Annotated in this window: 3 protein-coding genes; all 3 read left to right on the top strand. The window is 76.2% G+C overall.

The window, feature by feature from the left end; all coding sequences use genetic code 11:
- Window positions 1-13: 13 nt before the first annotated feature.
- Window positions 14-5,083 carry a type I polyketide synthase gene (locus FRAEUI1C_RS41645; protein WP_013424230.1) on the top strand — a complete coding sequence of 1,690 codons (5,070 nt, stop codon included), beginning with the start codon at window positions 14-16 and terminating at the stop codon, window positions 5,081-5,083.
- 61 nt (window positions 5,084-5,144) lie between these two features.
- Complete coding sequence (locus tag FRAEUI1C_RS15385) at window positions 5,145-10,019, top strand: type I polyketide synthase (protein ID WP_013424229.1); 4,875 nt, start codon at window positions 5,145-5,147, stop codon at window positions 10,017-10,019.
- A gap of 87 nt (window positions 10,020-10,106) precedes the next feature.
- Window positions 10,107-18,806: a type I polyketide synthase gene (locus FRAEUI1C_RS15380; RefSeq protein ID WP_013424228.1), complete on the top strand. Its 8,700-nt coding sequence runs from the start codon at window positions 10,107-10,109 to the stop codon at window positions 18,804-18,806.
- Window positions 18,807-18,840 lie beyond the last annotated feature (34 nt).

Raw genomic sequence — 18,840 nt, 5'->3', positions numbered from 1 at the left:
GCAGCCAGCCGACATGAGCGACGAGAAGATCCGCGACCTGCTCAAGCGGGTGACCATCGACCTGCACCGCGCCCAGCGGCGCCTGCGCGACACCGAGGCCGCCGCCGGCGAGCCGATCGCGATCGTCGGGATCGGCTGCCGGTTCCCGGGCGGGGTGCGCGACGCCGAGAGCCTGTGGGAGCTGGTCGCCGCCGGCGGGGACGCCGTCGGGGAGCTGCCCCGCGACCGCGGCTGGGACGTCGACGGCCTCTACCACCCTGACCCGAGCCACACCGGTACCAGCTACTCCCGGCACGGCGGGTTCCTCTACGACGCGGCCGGCTTCGACGCGGCCTTCTTCGGGATGTCGCCCCGCGAGGCGGCGGCGACGGACCCGCAGCAGCGGCTGCTGCTGGAGGTGGCCTGGGAGACGATCGAGAACGCCGGCCTCGACCCGGCCGACCTGCGCGGCAGCGACACCGGCGTGTTCGCCGGGATCACCGCGCAGGGATACGGCGCGGGCGCGTCGGCCGAGTCCGAGGGCTACGCCCTGATCGGGACGACCGGCAGCGTGGCGTCAGGGCGGATCGCCTACACGCTGGGCCTGGAGGGCCCGGCGATCAGCCTGGACACGGCCTGCTCGTCGTCGCTGGTCGCCATCCACCAGGCCAGCCGGGCGCTGCGGGCCGGTGACTGCCGGCTGGCGCTGGCCGGCGGGGTCACGGTCATGGCGACGCCGAGCACGTTCATCGAGTTCAGCCGGCAGCGCGGGCTGGCCCCGGACGGGCGGTGCAAGTCGTTCGCCGCCGCGGCCGACGGCACCGGCTGGGGCGAGGGCGTCGGCCTGCTGCTGCTGGAGCGCCTGTCCGACGCCCGCCGGCTGGGCCACCGCATTCACGCGGTGGTCCGCGGCAGCGCGATCAACCAGGACGGCACCAGCAGCCAGCTCACCGCGCCCAACGGCCTGGCCCAGCAGCGGGTGATCCGCCAGGCCCTCGCGGCGGCCAGGCTGTCGCCGGCCGACGTCAGCGCGCTGGAGGGCCACGGCACCGGGACGACGCTGGGCGACCCGATCGAGGCCCAGGCGCTGCTGGCGACCTACGGCCAGGGCCGGCCGGCCGAGGCCCCGCTGTGGCTGGGCTCGGTCAAGTCCAACCTCGGCCACACCCAGGCGGCGGCCGGCGTGGCCGGCATCATCAAGCTGGTCGGTGCCCTGCGCCACGGGCTGCTGCCGAAGACGCTGCACGTCGACAAGCCCACGCCCGACGTCGACTGGGACGCCGGCGCCGTCCGGCTGCTCACCGAGCCCCGGCCCTGGCCGGCCGGCGCCGAGCCCCGGCGCGCGGCGGTGTCCTCGTTCGGCGTCAGCGGTACGAACGCCCATCTCATCCTTGAGGAGGCGCCGGAACCGGAGCCGGGCCTCCCGGGCGCGGAACGCCCAGCGGCGGTGCCGGCCCAGCGGACGGCGGACCCGGCGGCCGCCACGGCCAGCGGCTCGCCGTCACCGCGGCTGGACGACGCGGGAGCAGCGCCGTCCGGACCGCCACCGGTGGCCGCGGTGGGGGCCGTCCGCCCGCCGTGGGTGCTCACGGCACGCGACCCCGACGCTCTGGCGGCGGTGGCCGGCCAGCTGGCCGCGCACGTCCGGGCTCACCCCGAGCTGGACGTCGCGGCAGTGGCGCACGCGCTGGACCGGCGGGCCCGGCACGCGCGGCGCGCGGTCGTCATCCCGGACCCCGAACGGTCCGAGCCGGCGGACGCCTACCTGGCCGCGCTGGACGGGCTGGCCGCGGGCGAGCAGCCGGCTGGCCTGGTCCTGGGCCAGGCCCGCGAGCCCGGCCGCGTGGTGTTCGTCCTCCCCGGTCAGGGCGCCCAGTGGGACGGCATGACCACCGACCTCCTCGAAACCTCACCCCGCTACGCCCACCACCTCCACCAGGCCGCCGACGCCCTCGCCCCCTACATCGACTGGTCACTGCTCGACGTCCTCTACCAACGACCCGGGGCCCCCACCCTCGACCGCGTCGACGTCGTCCAACCGGCGCTGTGGGCCATCACCACCAGCCTCGCCGAACTGTGGAAAGCCCACGGCATCACCCCCGACGCCGTCCTCGGCCACAGCCAAGGCGAAATCGCCGCCGCCACCACCGCCGGCATCCTCACCCTCGACGACGCCGCTCGCATCGTCACCCGCCGGTCACAGATCATCAGCCGCCTCGCCGGCACCGGCGCGATGGCCTCCATCCCGCTACCCGCCAACGCCGTCCAGGCCCACCTCGACGCGGGCCGCGTCACCGGGCTGAGCATCGCCGCCGTCAACGGCCCCCGGACCACCGTCGTCTCCGGCGACGCCACCGCCGTCGGCGAGCTGGTCGAGCACTACACCGCTCAGGGCATCCGGGCCCGGGTCATCCCCGTCGACTACGCGTCCCACTCCCCCGCCGTCGAGCCGCTGCGCACCGACCTGGTCGCCGCCCTCGGTGAGATCACCACCCAGCCCACCGAGGTCGCCTTCTACTCGACGGTCACCGCCGCCGTCGCCGACCCGGGCACCCTCAGCGCCGACTACTGGTACCGCAACCTGCGCCAGCCGGTCCGGTTCGCCGACACGGCCCGCGCGCTGCTCGCCGACGGGCACACCACGTACCTCGAGGTCAGCCCCCACCCCGTCCTCACCACCACCCTCACCGACACCCTCGAAGACGCCGCCACCGTCGCCCCCACCCTGCGGCGGGGCGAGGCGACCCTGACCCGTTTCCACACCTCCCTCGCCGACGCCCACACCCACGGCACCCCTGTCGGCTGGAATCCCGACCCCGTGCCGAGAACCGAACCCGTCGACCTGCCGCCGTACCCGTTCCAGCACCAGCCCTACTGGATCACCCCCGCCAGCCAGGCCGCCCGCGCGGGTCACACCGACCAGTTCTGGAACACGGTCCACACTGGCGATCCCGACGCCCTCGCCACCCTCCTCGGCAGCGCCGACCCCGCCACCCACACCGCCCTCAACGCCGCGCTGCCCGCGCTCACGACCTGGCACCGCGCCCACACCACCCGCGCCACCATCGACAACTGGCGCTACCGCGTCGCCTGGCGGCCGGTCACCCCGTCCCCGGGACGGGTGCCAGGCCACTGGCTGCTGGCCGCGCCCGCCGACCGCGCCGACGCGCCGGCCACCCAGGCCCTGGTCCGCGCGCTGGTCGAGCGGGGCGCGCGGGTGACGACGGTCCGGGTCGGCGCTGATGTCGAGCGGGCGGCCGTGGCGGCGGCGATCCGGTCCGCGCTCGCCGCCGCCGACGCGTCGCCGACCGAGCGGGTCGCCGGGGTCCTGTCCGTGCTGGGCCTCCGCAGCGACCTGCTGCCGGACCACCCGTCGGTGCCGTGGGGGCTCGGCGCGACCGTCGGCCTGATCCAGGCGCTGCACGATCTCGGGCTGGACACCCCGGTGTGGCTGACGACGAGCGGCGCGGTCACCACCGGGCCGGGAGACGCGGTCCGGGAGCCAGAGCAGGCGATGGTCTGGGGCCTGGGGCCGGTCCTGGCGGCCGAGAACCCGGCCGGGTTCGGTGGCCTGATCGACCTGCCCGCGGAGGTGGACGAACGCGCCGCGGCGCGGGTCGCCGACCTCCTCGGTGGTCACCACGGCGAGACCGAGCTGGCCATCCGGGCCGGCGCCGTCCATGCCCGCCGGCTGGTGCGGGCGCCCGCCACCGAAACCGACACGGCCACCTACACCCCGACCGGCACGACCCTGGTCACCGGTGCCACGGGAGCGATCGGCCAGCACCTCGCACGCTGGCTCGCCCACAACGGCGCGCCCCATCTACTACTGCTCTCACAGCGAGGACCGGACCACCCTGACGCGGCACGACTCACCCACGACCTCGCCCAGAACGGCACCCACGTCACCCTCCTCGCGGGCGACATCGCCGACCCCCATCACCTCACCCACGCCCTGACCCACATCCCACCCAACGCACCCCTCACGGCGATCTACCACACCGCCGCCATCCTCGACGACGCCCTCACCACCGACCTCACCCTGACCCAGATCAACAACACCACCCGCGTCAAAGTCGACGGCGCCCGCAACCTCCACCACCACACCCACAGCCTCACCCACTTCGTCCTCTTCTCCTCCATGGCCGGCATCTCCGGCATCACCGGCCAAGGCAACTACGCCCCCGGCAACGCCTACCTCGACGCCCTCGCCCACCACCGCCGCCACCACCACCAACCCGCCACCAGCATCGGCTGGACGCACTGGGCCAAGGCCGGTGACGGAACCGGTGACAGCGCCCGGGGCATCGCGCCGGCCCACGTCGAGACGCGGCTGGCCCGCCGCGGCCTCACCCTGCTGCCACCCGCCGCCGCCCTCACCGCCCTGCACCACCCCCTCACCCACGACACCACCCACCTCGTCATCGCCGACCTCGACTGGAACGCCTTCGGGCGCGACCAGCCCGGACAGCTGACCGCCGAGCTGCGCACCGCCCCCGCGCCGAGATCGGGGACCGCCTCGACCGAGGCCGCGCGGCCCGGCAGCGCCCGGGACGCGGCGGGCCGGCTGTCCGAGGAACTGGCCACGCTCCCCCCGGCGCGGCGGGCGGCACGGCTGCGGACCCTGGTGCGGGCGGAGGCGTCCGCCGTCCTCGGCCACCGGTCGACGGACCGGCTGGAGCCGACGACGAGCTTCCGCGACCTGGGCTTCGACTCCCTCACGGCGGTCGAGCTGTGCAACCGCCTGCGGACGGCGAGCGGCCTGGCCCTGCCGAGCACCTTGATCTTCGACTACCCGTCCCCCGACTCGCTGGCCGAGTACCTGGCGAAACGGCTGGCGCTCGACGCGGCCGAGAACGCCGCGGCCGGCGGCGAGGACGTGCTCGGCCAGCTCGACCGCCTCGAGGCGGCGCTGGCGACGGCCAGCCTGGACGACGCCACCCAGGAACGAGCGGCCGCCCGGCTGCGGGAGCTGGCCGACGCCTGGGGCCTGCCGTCCGGGCGTCCAGACCAGAGCCGGGCCGAGGCGCTCGGCGCCCAGCTGTCCGAGACGAGCGACGACGAGCTCATCGACCTCCTCGGCCGCCGGTTCGGCATCTCGTGACGACCCGCCGCACCGCTCCCCCGACCCCGACGTCCCTGACCAGGAAGGCTGGCCCCACGCGATGAGCGACGACCAGATCCGCCGCCTGCTCCGGCGGGTGACCGTCGAGCTGGACGACGCGCAGGAGCGGCTGCGCCGGCTCCAGGACCGCGACCGCGAGCCGATCGCGATCATCGGGATCGGCTGCCGCTTCCCGGGCGGGGTGCGCGACGCCGAGAGTCTGTGGGAGCTGGTCGCCGCCGGCCGCGAGGTCGTCGGGGACTTCCCGCGCGACCGGGGCTGGGACGTCGACGCCCTCTACCACCCCGACCCGGACCATCCCGGCACGTCGTACACCAACCGCGGTGCCTTCCTGCCGGACGTCGCCGGCTTCGACAACGGCTTCTTCGGCATCACCCCGCGCGAGGCGCTCGCCACCGACCCCCAGCACCGGCTGCTGCTGGAGACGGCATGGGAGACGTTCGAGCACGCCCGGGTGGACCCGACCGCGCTGCGCGGCAGCCCCGTCGGCGCGTTCGTCGGCCTCTCGCTGAACGACTACGCCCGCCTCGACCACACCCCGCGGGAGCTGGAGGCCTACCTCGGCCTGGGCAACGCCCCCAGCGTGGCGTCGGGCCGGATCTCCTACGCCTACGGGTTCACCGGGCCGGCCGTGACCGTGAACACCGCCTGCTCGTCGTCGCTGGTCGCGCTGCACCTGGCGCTGCGGTCGCTGCGGTCCGGCGAGAGCACGCTCGCACTGGCCGGCGGCGTGACCGTGATGTCGTCCCCGGAGGAGTTCATCTTCTTCTCCCGGCAGCGGGCCATGTCGCCCGACGGCCGGTGCCGCTCGTTCGCGGCCGCGGCCGACGGGGCGGGCTGGTCGGAGGGCGTCGGCCTGCTGCTGCTGGAGCGCCTCTCCGACGCCCAGCGCAACGGGCACGAGGTGCTGGCGCTGGTCCGGGGCAGCGCGGTCAACTCCGACGGCGCCTCCAACGGCCTGACCGCGCCCAACGGCCCGGCGCAGGAACGCGTCATCCGGGCCGCCCTGGCCGACGCCGGGCTGACGGCCGCCGACGTCGACGCGGTGGACGGGCACGGCACCGGCACCCCGCTGGGTGACCCGATCGAGGCCCAGGCGCTGCTGGCGACCTACGGCCAGGGCCGGCCGGCCGGCGCACCGCTGTGGCTGGGCTCGCTGAAGTCCAACCTCGGCCACGCCCAGGCCGCCGCCGGGGTGGCCGGGATCATCAAGCTGGTCGGGGCGCTGCGCCACGGCGTGCTGCCGAAGACGCTGCACGTCGACGCGCCGACCCCGCACGTCGACTGGGACGCCGGTGCCGTCCGGCTGCTCACCGAGTCCCGGCCCTGGCCCGCGGGCGAGCGCCCACGCCGAGCTGCCACCTCGTCGTTCGGCATCAGCGGCACCAACGCCCACGTGATCATCGAGGAGGCACCCGCGCCGCTGCCGCCCGCCGAGCCGGCGGCGGCGCCGTCCGGGCTGCCGCCGGTGGCCGCGGTCGGGGCGGTCCGCCCGCCGTGGGTGCTCTCGGCACGCGACCCCGATGCCCTGGCGGTGGCGGCCGGCCGGCTGGCAGCGCACGTCCGGGCCCATCCGGAGCTCGACCCGGCCGCCGTCGCGTACACCCTCGACCGGGGCCGGGCCCACCTGTCCCACCGGGCCGTCGTGATCCCCGACCCGCCGTCGCCTGGCCGCGAGCCCGGCTCGGAGCCAGGGCTGGCGCCCTATCTGCCGGGGCTCGACGGGCTGGCGGCCGGGGAACAGCCGGCGAACGTCGTGCGCGGCCAGGCCACCGCGCCAGGTCGGGTGGTGTTCGTCTTCCCCGGTCAGGGCGCCCAGTGGGACGGCATGACCACCGACCTCCTCGAAACCTCACCTCGCTACGCCCACCACCTGCACCAGGCCGCCGACGCCCTCGCGCCGTACGTCGACTGGTCGCTCTTCGACGTCCTCTACCGCCGACCCGGCGCCCCGACCCTCGACCGCGTCGACGTCGTCCAACCGGCGCTGTGGGCCGTCACCACCAGCCTCGCCGAACTGTGGAAAGCCCACGGGATCGTCCCCGACGCCGTCCTCGGCCACAGCCAAGGCGAAATCGCCGCCGCCACCACCGCCGGCATCCTCACCCTCGACGACGCCGCCCGCGCCATCGCCCGACGCAGCCAGGCCATCGCCACCATCGCCGGCACCGGCGGCATGGCCTCGATCGCCCTGCCCGCCGACGCCGTCCAGGCCGACCTCGACGCGGACCCCGGCACCGGGCTGAGCATCGCCGCCGTCAACGGCCCAACGACCACGGTGGTGTCAGGTCCGGCCTCCGCGATCACCGCGATCGTCGAGCGCTACACCGCCCAGGGGCTGCGCGCCCGTGTCATCCCGGTGGACTACGCGTCCCACTCCCCAGCCGTCGAGACGTTGCGCGCCCGCATCCTCGCCGAGCTGGGCGGCCTGACCCCGCGCCCCGGCCACACGCCGCTCTACTCGACGGTCACCGCCGGGATCGCCGACCCGGCCGCTCTCACCGCCGACTACTGGTACCGCAACCTGCGCCAACCGGTCCGCCTCACCGACGCCGTCCACGCCCTGAAGGCCGACGGCCACACCACCTACGTCGAGATCAGCCCCCACCCCGTCCTCGGCACCGCCCTCACCGACATCCTCGAGAACACCGCCACCATCACCGCCACGCTGCGCCGGGGCGACGCCACCCTGACCCGCCTGCACACGTCCCTAGCCGACGCCCACACCCACGGCGCCGCCGTCATCTGGAACCCAGACCCTGCCCCCACGCCCGAACCCGTCGACCTACCGCTCTACCCCTTCCAGCACCAGAACTACTGGCTCGCCCCCACCGCGCAGCCGCCCCTCCCCGCCACCGCCGACCAGGCCGACCAGTTCTGGAACACCCTCCAGACCGGCGACCCCGACGCCCTCGCCACCCTGCTCGGGGCGACCGACCCCGTTACCCGCACCGCCCTCGGCACCGCCCTGCCCGCCCTCACCGCCTGGCGCCAGACGCACACCACCCGCGCCACCATCGACCGCTGGCGCTACCGCATCGCCTGGCAGCGCGTCGCCGCCGAGCCCGCCCCGCTGACCGGCGACTGGCTGGTGACCGTCCCCGACGAGCTGGCCGACGCCCCCTGGGTGCGCGCGCTGCTCGACGTGCTGACCGGGCGCGAAGCGAGCCCGGTCCTGGTGCGGGTGGCCCGCGACGCGACCGACCGGGTCGCCCTGGCCGGGCTGGTCAAGGCCGGTCTGACCGGGCCGCCACGCGGTGTGCTGTCGCTGCTGGGCCTGGCGGAGGGCAGCCACCCGGACTTCCCGTCGGTGCCGTGGGGGCTGGCCGGCACGGTCGGCCTGATCCAGGCGCTGCACGACGGCGACATCCCGGCGCCGATCTGGGCGGTGACGCGCGGCGCGGTGACGACCGGGGCGAACGACCCGGTGACCGATCCCGAGGCGGCCATGGTCTGGGGCCTGGGCAGCAGCGCGGCGGCGGAGAACCCGGCCGGGTGGGGCGGCCTGATCGACCTACCGGGGACGATCGACCAGGACAGCCTTCAGCTGCTGGCCACGGCCCTGGGGCAGACCGACGAGTGCGACCTGGCGGTCCGGCCCGGCGGGCTGAGCGTCCGCCGGCTGGTGCGGGCGCCGATGACCGAACCCGACGCCACCGCCCTCACCCCGTTCACCCCCACCGGCACCAGCCTGGTCACCGGGGCGACCGGAGCGATCGGCCAGCACCTCGCCCGCTGGCTCGCCCACCACGGCGCACCCCACCTCCTCCTGCTCTCCCAACGAGGACCCGACCACCCCGACGCCGACCAGCTCCTGAAAGACCTCACCGCCACCGGCACCCAGGCCACCCTGATCGCCGGCGACATCGCCGACGCCGACCACCTCACCCACGCCCTGACCCACATCCCACCCAACGCACCCCTCACCGCGATCTACCACACCGCCGCCATCCTCGACGACGCCCTCACCACCGACCTCACCCTCACCCAAATCAACAACACCACCCGCGTCAAAGTCGACGGCGCCCGCAACCTCCACCACCACACCGACACGCATAACCTCACCCACTTCGTCCTCTTCAGCTCCATGGCCGGCATCTCCGGCATCACCGGCCAAGGCAACTACGCCCCCGGCAACGCCTACCTCGACGCCCTCGCCCACCACCGCCGTCACCACCACCAACCCGCCACCAGCATCGGCTGGGGGCACTGGGCCGGCGGCGGGATCGCCGCGCCGCACATCGAGGCCCAGCTGGCCCGCCGCGGCCTCACGCTGCTGCCACCCGCCACCGCCCTCACCGCCCTGCACCACCCCCTCACCCACGACACCACCCACCTCGTCATCGGTGACCTCGACTGGGACGTGCTGTGGCGGGACAAGCCCGACCGGCTCTACCGGGACCTGCTGCGCCAGCCACCGGCCGGGCCGGCCGCGATCGAGCCGGCCGCGCCCACCGCCGCGCCCCGCCAGGGCCTGGCCGGCCGGCTGGCCGACCTGCCCGAGGCCGAGGGGCGACGCACGGTGCTGCGGCTGGTCCGCGCGCACGTCGCCGCGATCGGTGGGTTCGGCGGCCCGGACGCCGTCGACGTCCGGGTGCCCTTCCGCGACCTGGGCTTCGACTCGGTGACCGCGGTCGAGCTGCGCAACCGGCTCGGGAACGAGACCGGGCTGCGGCTGGCCACGACCCTGGTCTTCGACCACCCGTCCCCAGCCGCGCTGGCCGAGCACCTGTTCGCCGAGCTGGCGCCGGCCGCCGGCCCGGCCGTGACCGTCCCGGCGCCCGCCGCCGCCCACTCGGCGGCCTCCCCCGGCGCCCCAGCCGGCACGGGAACGGCAGCGGTCGCCGACGAGCTGGCCGCCGCGTCCGACGACGAGCTCATCGACTTCATCGGCAAGGAACTCGGCATCTCCTGACGCCCCGCCAGGGCCCCCGCCGCCCCCTCGGGGAGCGCGGCCCCCAGCACGGCTCCGCCACCGACAGCGAAAGAGAAGCGGCCAGCAATGAGCGACGACCAGATCCGTTACCTGCTCCGGCGGGTGAGCGCGGAACTCCACGACACGCGGGCCCGGCTGCGCGAGGCCGAGGACCAGTGGCGCGAGCCGATCGCCATCGTCGGGACCGCCTGCCGCTTCCCGGGCGGCGCGAACTCCCCCGAACAGCTGTGGCGGCTCGTCGCGGCCGGCGGCGACGCCGTCACGGAGTTCCCCACCGACCGAGGCTGGGACCTGGACGGGCTGTTCGACCCCGATCCCGACACGCCGGGCACGTCCTACACCCGGCACGGCGCGTTCCTGGCCGACATCGCCGGCTTCGACAACGAGCTGTTCGGCATCTCGCCCCGCGAGGCGCTGGCCACCGACCCGCAGCACCGCCTCCTGCTGGAGACGACGTGGGAGCTCCTCGAACGCGCCGGGATCGACCCGGCGACCCTGCGCGGCGGGCGGACCGGCACGTTCATCGGGACGAACGGCCAGGACTACGCCTGGCGGCTGACCGAGGTGCCGCCGGCCGTCGAGGGCTACATCGGCGCCGGCAACGCGGCGAGCGTCGCCTCGGGCCGCATCGCGTACACCTTCGGCTTCGAGGGCCCGGCCGTCACCGTCGACACCGCGTGCTCGGCCTCGCTGGTCGCGCTGCACCTGGCCGCCGCCTCGCTGCGGTCCGGGGAGAGCGCGCTCGCGGTGGCCGGCGGGGTCACGGTGGTCGCGTCGCCGCTGGGCTTCACCGAGTTCTCCCGCCAGCGTGGCCTGGCCGTCGACGGGCGGTGCAAGCCGTTCGCCGCCGCGGCGGACGGCACCGGCTGGGCCGAGGGCGTCGGCCTGCTGCTGCTGGAGCGCCTCTCCGACGCCCAGCGCAACGGGCACCGGGTGCTCGCCCTGGTCCGGGGCAGCGCGATCAACTCCGACGGCGCCTCCAACGGCCTCACCGCACCCAACGGCCCGGCCCAGGAGCGCGTCATCCGGGCCGCACTGGCCAGCGCCGGGCTGACCGCAGCCGACGTCGACCTCCTCGAGGCGCACGGCACCGGCACGACGCTCGGCGACCCGATCGAGGCCCGGGCGCTGCTCGCCACCTACGGCCGGGACCGGCCGGCCGATCGGCCGGCCTGGCTGGGCGGGGTGAAGTCCAACATCGGCCACACCCAGGCCGCCGCGGGGGTGGCCGGCGTCATCAAGGCCGTCGAGGCCATCCGGCACGGCGTCCTGCCGAAGACCCTGCACGTCGACGCGCCGACCCCGCACGTCGACTGGGACGCCGGAGCCGTCCGGCTGCTCACCGAGTCCCAGCCCTGGCCCGAGGGCGAGAACCCCCGGCGGGCCGCCGTCTCCTCCTTCGGCATCAGCGGCACCAACGCCCACGTCATCCTGGAGCAGGCCCCCGAGCCGGCCGAACCGGCGCCGGCCCCGGCCGGCGCGGCCCCAGCCGACACCCATCAGCTCCCGCTGCCCTGGGTGCTCACGGCCCACACCCCGGCCGCCCTCGCCGCCCGGGCCGGCGCGCTGGCCGCCCACCTGCGGGAGCGGCCAGCGGCGGCGGCCGACATCGCCTACTCACTGGCGACGACCCGGACCGCGCTCGAACATCGGGCCGTGATCGTCGCCGCGACGGCCGAGGCGGCCCTGCCGGCGCTGGACACGCTGACCGCCGGCGACGACGCCGCAGAGCCAGCCAACGCCAACACGGCCCGGGGCGCGGCCGAGGGCTCCGACGCCCTCGCCGTCCTGTTCACCGGCCAGGGCAGCCAGCGCATCGGCATGGGCGCCGAGCTGTACCGGGCGTTCCCCACCTTCGCGGCGGCGTTCGACGCGGTGGCCACCGAGCTGGACCGCCACCTCGCCGGGCACGCCCGGCACTCGGTGCGCGACGTCGTGTTCGGCGCCGCCGGGGTCGGCGACGGCGAGCTCGACCAGACCCTCTACACGCAGACCGGGCTGTTCGCGGTGGAGACCGCCCTGTTCCGGCTGTTCGAGTCCTGGGGGCTGCGGCCCGACTACGTGACCGGGCACTCGATCGGCGAGGTCACGGCGGCGCACGTCGCCGGGGTCCTCGCCCTGCCGGACGCGGCCGCCCTGGTGGCCGCCCGGGCCCGCCTGATGGCCGCGCTGCCGGCCGGCGGGGCGATGGTCGCCCTGCGCGCCACCGAGGCCGAGGCGCGGGACGCCCTGGCCGGCGTCGACGGCGTCGACCTGGCAGCGGTCAACGGGCCGAGCTCCGTCGTGCTGTCCGGGGACGAGCGGGCGGTGCTCGCCGTGGCCGAGACCTTCGCCCGCGAGGGCCGCAAGACCCGGCGGCTCACCGTCAGCCACGCCTTCCACTCGCCGCATGTCGACGGCGTGCTGGCCGAGTTCCGGGCGGTCGTCGCCGGCCTGTCCTTCGCCGCGCCGGCCATCTCGGTGGTCTCCAACCTCACCGGGACGATCGCGACCGCCGCCGAGCTGACCGACCCGGAGTACTGGGTCCGCCACGTCCGGGGCGCCGTCCGCTTCGCCGACGTCGTCGCCGAGCTGCACCGGGCCGGGGTCAGCGCGTACCTGGAGCTCGGCCCCGACGGGACGCTGTCCGCCCTGGCCGAGGAGACCGTCACCGACGCGCTGACCGGCGCGGGCGGGGAGGCGTCCCGGCCCGTGTTCGCCCCGGCGCTGCGCCGCGACCGGCCCGAGCCGGCCACCGTCGTCGGCGCGCTGGCCCAGGCGTACACGCGGGGCGCGCGGCTGGACTGGGACGCCGTGTTCACCGACCTCGCCGGACGCCTCCCGGTCGTCGCCGAGCTGCCGACCTACCCCTTCCAGCGGCGCCGCTACTGGCTGGACGTCCCCCGCCCGCGCGCGACCGCCCCCGGTCTGAGGGCCACCGGGCACCCGCTGCTGACCGGGGCGACGACCCTGGCCGGCGACGCCACGACGCTCGCGGTCGGCACGATCTCCGGCCTGGACCATCCCTGGGTGCTCGACCACGTCGTGTCCGGGACCGTCCTGGTGCCGGCCACGGCCTTCGTCGAGGCCGCCCTGCGGGCCGGCCGGGACGCGGGCCTGGACGTCCTGGCCGAGCTGGTCATCGTCGAGCCGCTCACCCTGGCCGACGACGGCACGGCCGAGATCCAGGTCAGGGTCGGCCCTGACGACGGCAGCGGGCGGCATCCGGTCGAGGTGCACGCCCGGGATGCCGGCGCCGAGACGGCGGACTGGCACCGGCACGCCACCGGCTTCCTCACCAGCGAGCCCGACGCCCGGGCCGCGGACTGGGACCTGGCCGAGTGGCCGCCCCCGGGAGCGGTCCCGGCCGACGTGTCCGACCTCTACGACCAGCTGCGCGTGGCCGGCCTCGCCTACGGCCCGGCGTTCGCGGGCCTGCGGGCCGGCTGGTACCGGGGCGAGGAGATCTTCGCCGAGGCCGAGCTGCCGGCCGGCGAGTGGCCGGCGGCCAGCGCGTTCGGCCTGCACCCGGCGCTGCTGGACTCGGTCCTGCACCTGGGCACCCTGCGCGGCCTGGCCGACCTGCCCCCCGGGGAGAACCGGCTGCCGTTCGCCTGGGACGGCGTGCGCGTGCACGCGGTGGGCGCGAACGCGGTCCGGGTCCGGCTGGTCGCGTCCGCGCCCGACGCGGCGACGGCCTGGATCGCCGACGGGACCGGCGCGCCCGTCCTGTCGATCGACCGGCTGCGCTCCCGGCGGGTCCCGGCCGGCCGGCGGCCCGGCGACCGGCGCTCCGACGCCCTGTTCACCCTCGACTGGATCGAGGCCCCGGCCGCGGACGGCGGAAGCGCGCCCGAACTCAGGGTCCTGGAGATCGACTCACAGGCCGGCGCGACGACGCCCGACGCCGCCCACGCCGCCACGGCTCAGGCACTGCACGCCGTCACCGACCGGCTCGGTGACGGCCGGCCCGACGAGGCCGCTCGACTGGTCGTCCTGACCAGGGGCGGCGTCGACGCGGGCGGCCAGGACGTGCCCGACCCAGCCCTCGCGGCGGTGTGGGGACTGGTCAGCTCGGCGCAGGCCGAGGCGCCCGACACCGTCGTCCTGGTCGACACCGACGGCTCGGAGGCGTCGAGCGACGCCCTGGCCGGCGCGGTCGCGGCGGCGGTCGCCGCCGGCGAGCCGCGCCTGGCGCTGCGCTCCGGGCGGGCGCTCATCCCCCGCCTGGTCCGGGCCGTTCCGCCAGGGGAGCAGCCGATCGGCCTGGGCTGGGACCCGGATGGCACGGTGCTGATCACCGGCGGGACCGGCACGCTCGGAGCCCTGCTCGCCCGCCACCTCGTCACCCGCCACGGCCTACGCCACCTGGTGCTGGCCAGCCGCAGTGGGGACCGCGACGAGGCCGCCCGCCGGCTGCTCGGCGAGCTCGCCGAGGCCGGCGGCCAGGTCACGGCGGCGGCCGTGGACGTGTCCGACCGGGACGCGCTCGCGGCCCTGCTCGCCGCGATCCCCGCCGAGCACCCGCTGACCGCCGTCGTCCACACCGCCGGCGTGATCGAGGACGGGCTGCTGGCGTCGCTGACCGAGGACCGCGTCGCGAAGGCGCTGCGGGCGAAGGCCGACGCGGCCTGGCACCTGCACGAGCTGACCCGGACGGCCGGTCTGGCCGGCTTCGTCCTCTACTCCTCGGTGACCGGGATCGTCGGCGGCCCCGGGCAGGGCGCCTATGCCGCGGCCAACACCTTCCTCGACGCCCTGGCCGCGCGGCGGCGGGCCGAGGGCCTGCCCGCGACGTCACTGGCCTGGGGAATGTGGGAGCCGCGCAGCGGGCTGACCGCCCACCTCTCCGACGCCGACCGCGCCCGGTCGGCCCGGGCCGGCCTGGTGGCGCTGAGCGCGGCCGACGGGCTGGCCCTGTTCGACGCCGCCCTCACTCTGGACGCGCCACTGGTCGTCCCGGCCGCGCTCGACCTGGCGGCGGTCGGCCGGGCGACCGGCGGCGTGCCGGCCCCGCTGCGCGGCCTGGTCCGTGGCCAGCGACGGCCGGTGCCCACCGCCGCGACCCTCAACGGGACCGGCGGCAGGACCGGCGAACCCGCCGCCGCGCGGCCCGGTGGCGCCCTGGCCGGCCGGCTGGCCGGGCTGGCACCGGCCGACCGGGAGGCGTTCGCGCTCGACCTGGTCCGCGCCGAGGTGGCCGTCGTGCTCGGCGCCCCGGTCGAGGACGTCTCGGGCCGACGGCCGTTCGCGGACGCGGGGTTCGACTCGCTCACCGCCGTCGAGCTGCGCAACCGGCTCGACGCGGCGACCGGCCTGCGGCTGCCGGCCACCCTCACCTTCGACTACCCGACCCCGGCCGCCGTCGCCGCCCACCTGCTGGAACGGCTGGCGGACTCCCCGGCACCGACAGCGCCCACCGCCGCGACCGCAGCCCGGCGGCGGCCCGGCCGGCCCGACGACGACCCGATCGTCATCGTCGCCGCCGCCTGCCGCTTCCCCGGCGGCGTCGGCTCACCCGAGGACCTGTGGCGGCTGCTGGTCGAGGAGACCGACGCCGTCTCCGAGTTCCCGGCCGACCGGGGCTGGCCCACCGACGCGCTCTACGACCCCGACCCGGCCGCCTTCGGCCGGACCTACACCCGCCAGGGCGGCTTCCTGCGCGACGTCGCCGACTTCGACGCCCGCTTCTTCGAGATCTCCCCCCGGGAGGCCCTGGCCACCGACCCGCAGCAGCGCCTGCTGCTGGAGGCGAGCTGGGAGCTGCTGGAACGGGCCGGCATCGACCCGGCGACGCTGCGCGGCAGCCGGACCGGCGTGTTCGCCGGGGTGATGTACCAGGACTACGCCTCCCGGCTGGCGCAGGCGCCGCCCGCGCTGGAGGGCTACCTCGGCAACGGCACCGCCGGCAGCGTCGCCTCGGGGCGGATCGCCTACACCTTCGGCTTCGAGGGCCCGGCGGTCACCATCGACACCGCCTGCTCGTCCTCCCTGGTCGCACTGCACCTCGCCGTCCAGTCGCTACGGACCGGCGAGTGCGACCTGGCCCTGGCCGGCGGCGTGTCGATCATGGCGTCGCCGGCGGCCTTCGTGGACCTCTCCCGGCAGCGGGCGCTGTCGGCCGACGGGCGGGCCAAGGCGTTCGCGGCAGCGGCCGACGGGGTCGGCTGGGGCGAGGGCCTGGGACTGCTGCTGGTCGAACGGCTCTCCGACGCGACAGCGGCAGGCCACCCGGTGCTCGCCGTGGTCCGCGGGACGGCGGTCAACCAGGACGGGGCGTCCAACGGGCTGACCGCGCCGAACGGGCCGTCGCAGCAGCGGGTGATCCGGGCCGCGCTGGACGCGGCGGGCCTCGCGCCGCATCAGGTCGACGCGGTCGAGGCTCACGGCACCGGCACCCCGCTGGGCGACCCGATCGAGGCCCAGGCCCTACTGGCCACCTACGGCCAGGGCCGGCCGGCCGACCGACCGCTGTGGCTCGGCTCGGTCAAGAGCAACATCGCGCACACCCAGGCTGCCGCCGGCGCTGCCGGCGTCATCAAGATGGTCGAGGCCATCCGGCACGGCCTGCTCCCGCGCACCCTGCACGTGGACGGGCCGACGCCGGTGGTCGACTGGACCGCCGGCGCGGTGGAGCTCCTGACCGAGGCCCGGCCCTGGCCCGAGACGGGGGCTCCCCGGCGGGCCGGCGTGTCGTCGTTCGGCGTCAGCGGCACCAACGCGCACGTCGTCCTGGAGCAGGCACCCCCAGCCGACCCGGTCGACCCGGAACGGCCGGCGCGCGGCGTCGTGCCCTGGGTGCTGTCGGGCCACACCCGCAAGGCGCTGCGGGCACAGGCCGCCCGCCTGGCCGACGCGGTCGAGGCCGACCCCGAGCTGAACCTGGCCGACGTCGGACACTCCCTGCTCGCGACCCGGGCGCGCTTCGTCGAGCGGGCCGTAGTGATCGGTTCCGACCGGGCCGAGCTCCTCGCTGGGCTGCGCGCGCTGGCCGACGGGCGGGACGCGCCGAACCTGGTGACCGGAACGGCCGGCGAGCCGGGGAAGACCGCGTTCCTGTTCCCCGGTCAGGGCTCGCAGTGGCTCGGGATGGCCGAGGCGCTGCTGGACACCGCCCCGGCCTTCGCCGAGCGGATCGCCCAGTGCGACCGGGCGCTCGCCCCCCACGTCGGGTTCTCGCTCGTCGACGTGCTGCGCGGCCGGCCCGGCACTCCCTCCCTGGACGCGATCGAGGTGCTCCAGCCCACCCTGTGGGGAGTGCTGACCGCGCTGGCCGAGGTGTGGCGGTCCTTCGGCGTCCGGCCGGACACGGTGCTCGGGCAGAGCCAGGGCGAGATCACCGCGGCCACCGTGGCCGGGGCACTCAGCCTGGAGGACGCGGCCCGGGTCGTGGCGCTGCGCAGCCAGATCACCGTGCCGCTGCTGGAGCACGGCCGGCTGGCGGCCGTCGCGCTGCCGAGCGACGAGATCGAGGCCAGGCTCTCGCGGTGGCCGGACCGGCTCTGGCTGGCCGGGGTGACGAGCCCGTCGGGCGGCATCGTCGCCGGCGAGACGGCGGCGGTGGGCGAGCTCGTCGCCGAGCTGTCCGCCGAGGACGTGCGGGCCCGGGTGCTGCCCAGCTCGTTCGCCTCCCACTCGCCGCACGTCGAGCCGGTCCGCGCGCAGCTGTCGGCCGCGCTGGCGGGGCTCGCCCCGCGGCCCGGCGAGACCGCGATCCTCTCGACCGTCACGGCCGAGCTCGTCGACGGTGCCGGGCTGGACGCCGACTACTGGTACTGCAACCTGCGCGAACCGGTGCGTCTGCTCGCGGCCACCCAGGCGCTGCTGGCCATGGGGCACACCGTGTTCGTCGAGGTCAGCCCGCACCCGGTTCTCGGGTTCAGCGTCCAGGAGAGCGCCGACGCGGCCGGGGCCGCCACCGCCGTCTTCACCGGCACGCTGCGCCGCGACGAGGGCGGCCTGGAGCGCTTCTACGCCGCGCTGGCCGCGCTGTGGACGCGGGGCGTGGAGGTCGCCTGGGCCCAGGCCTTCGCGGGCCTGGCGCCACGCCGGGTGGACCTACCCACGTACGCCTTCCAACGACGGCGTTACTGGCTGGACGCCCCGACGAGCCTCGGCGGTCCCGTCGAGTCCGGCCCGGACGGCCTGGAGGCGGACGACGACGACCGGCCGAGGCTGCTCGAGCGGGTCGCCGGCCTCACCGGGGCCGACCGGGAGGCCGCCGTCCTCGAACACGTCCTGGAGGCGCTGACCGGCGTGCTGGCCCTGGACGATCTCGAGGAGGCCGAGCGGCCCAGCGCCGACCTGGCGTTCCGCGAGCTCGGGCTGACCTCGCTCACCGCCGTCGAGCTGCGCAACCTGCTGGCCGCCGACAGCGGCCTGGCCCTGCCCGCGACCCTGGTCTTCGACTACCCGACCCCGAACGCGGTCGCGGCCCACCTGGCCCCCCAACTGGCGACGGTCGAGCTGGCGCCAGCCAGTCCGAGCGGCGGTGGCCGCTCCGGTCCCCCCAACGGCTCCCGTCGCCCCACCGAGGCCGGCGGACAAGCCGTCCGCGACGCGCTGGCCGCTCTTGAGGCCGCCGTGCTCGCCGACGCGCCACCCGACCCCGGCCAGGCCGACCTGTCGGCCCGGCTGCGCGCCCTCGCCGACGAGTGGGCCCGGCGGTCCGGGGACTGGGCCGAGCTCGACGAGTGGGCCGGTCCGGACGGCGGCGACGAGATCGACCTGGACGCCGCCTCGGACGAGGAGCTGTTCGCGCTGGTCGACGACAACTCCGTCGAATGACGAGCCACCCTGAACCCGCGAGGAGCGCACCGCG

This window comes from Pseudofrankia inefficax, assembly GCF_000166135.1.
Lineage (GTDB): Bacteria > Actinomycetota > Actinomycetes > Frankiales > Frankiaceae > Pseudofrankia > Pseudofrankia inefficax.
The sequence above is the reverse complement of the archived record's forward strand: the minus strand, read 5'-3'. Positions and strand labels throughout refer to the sequence as shown.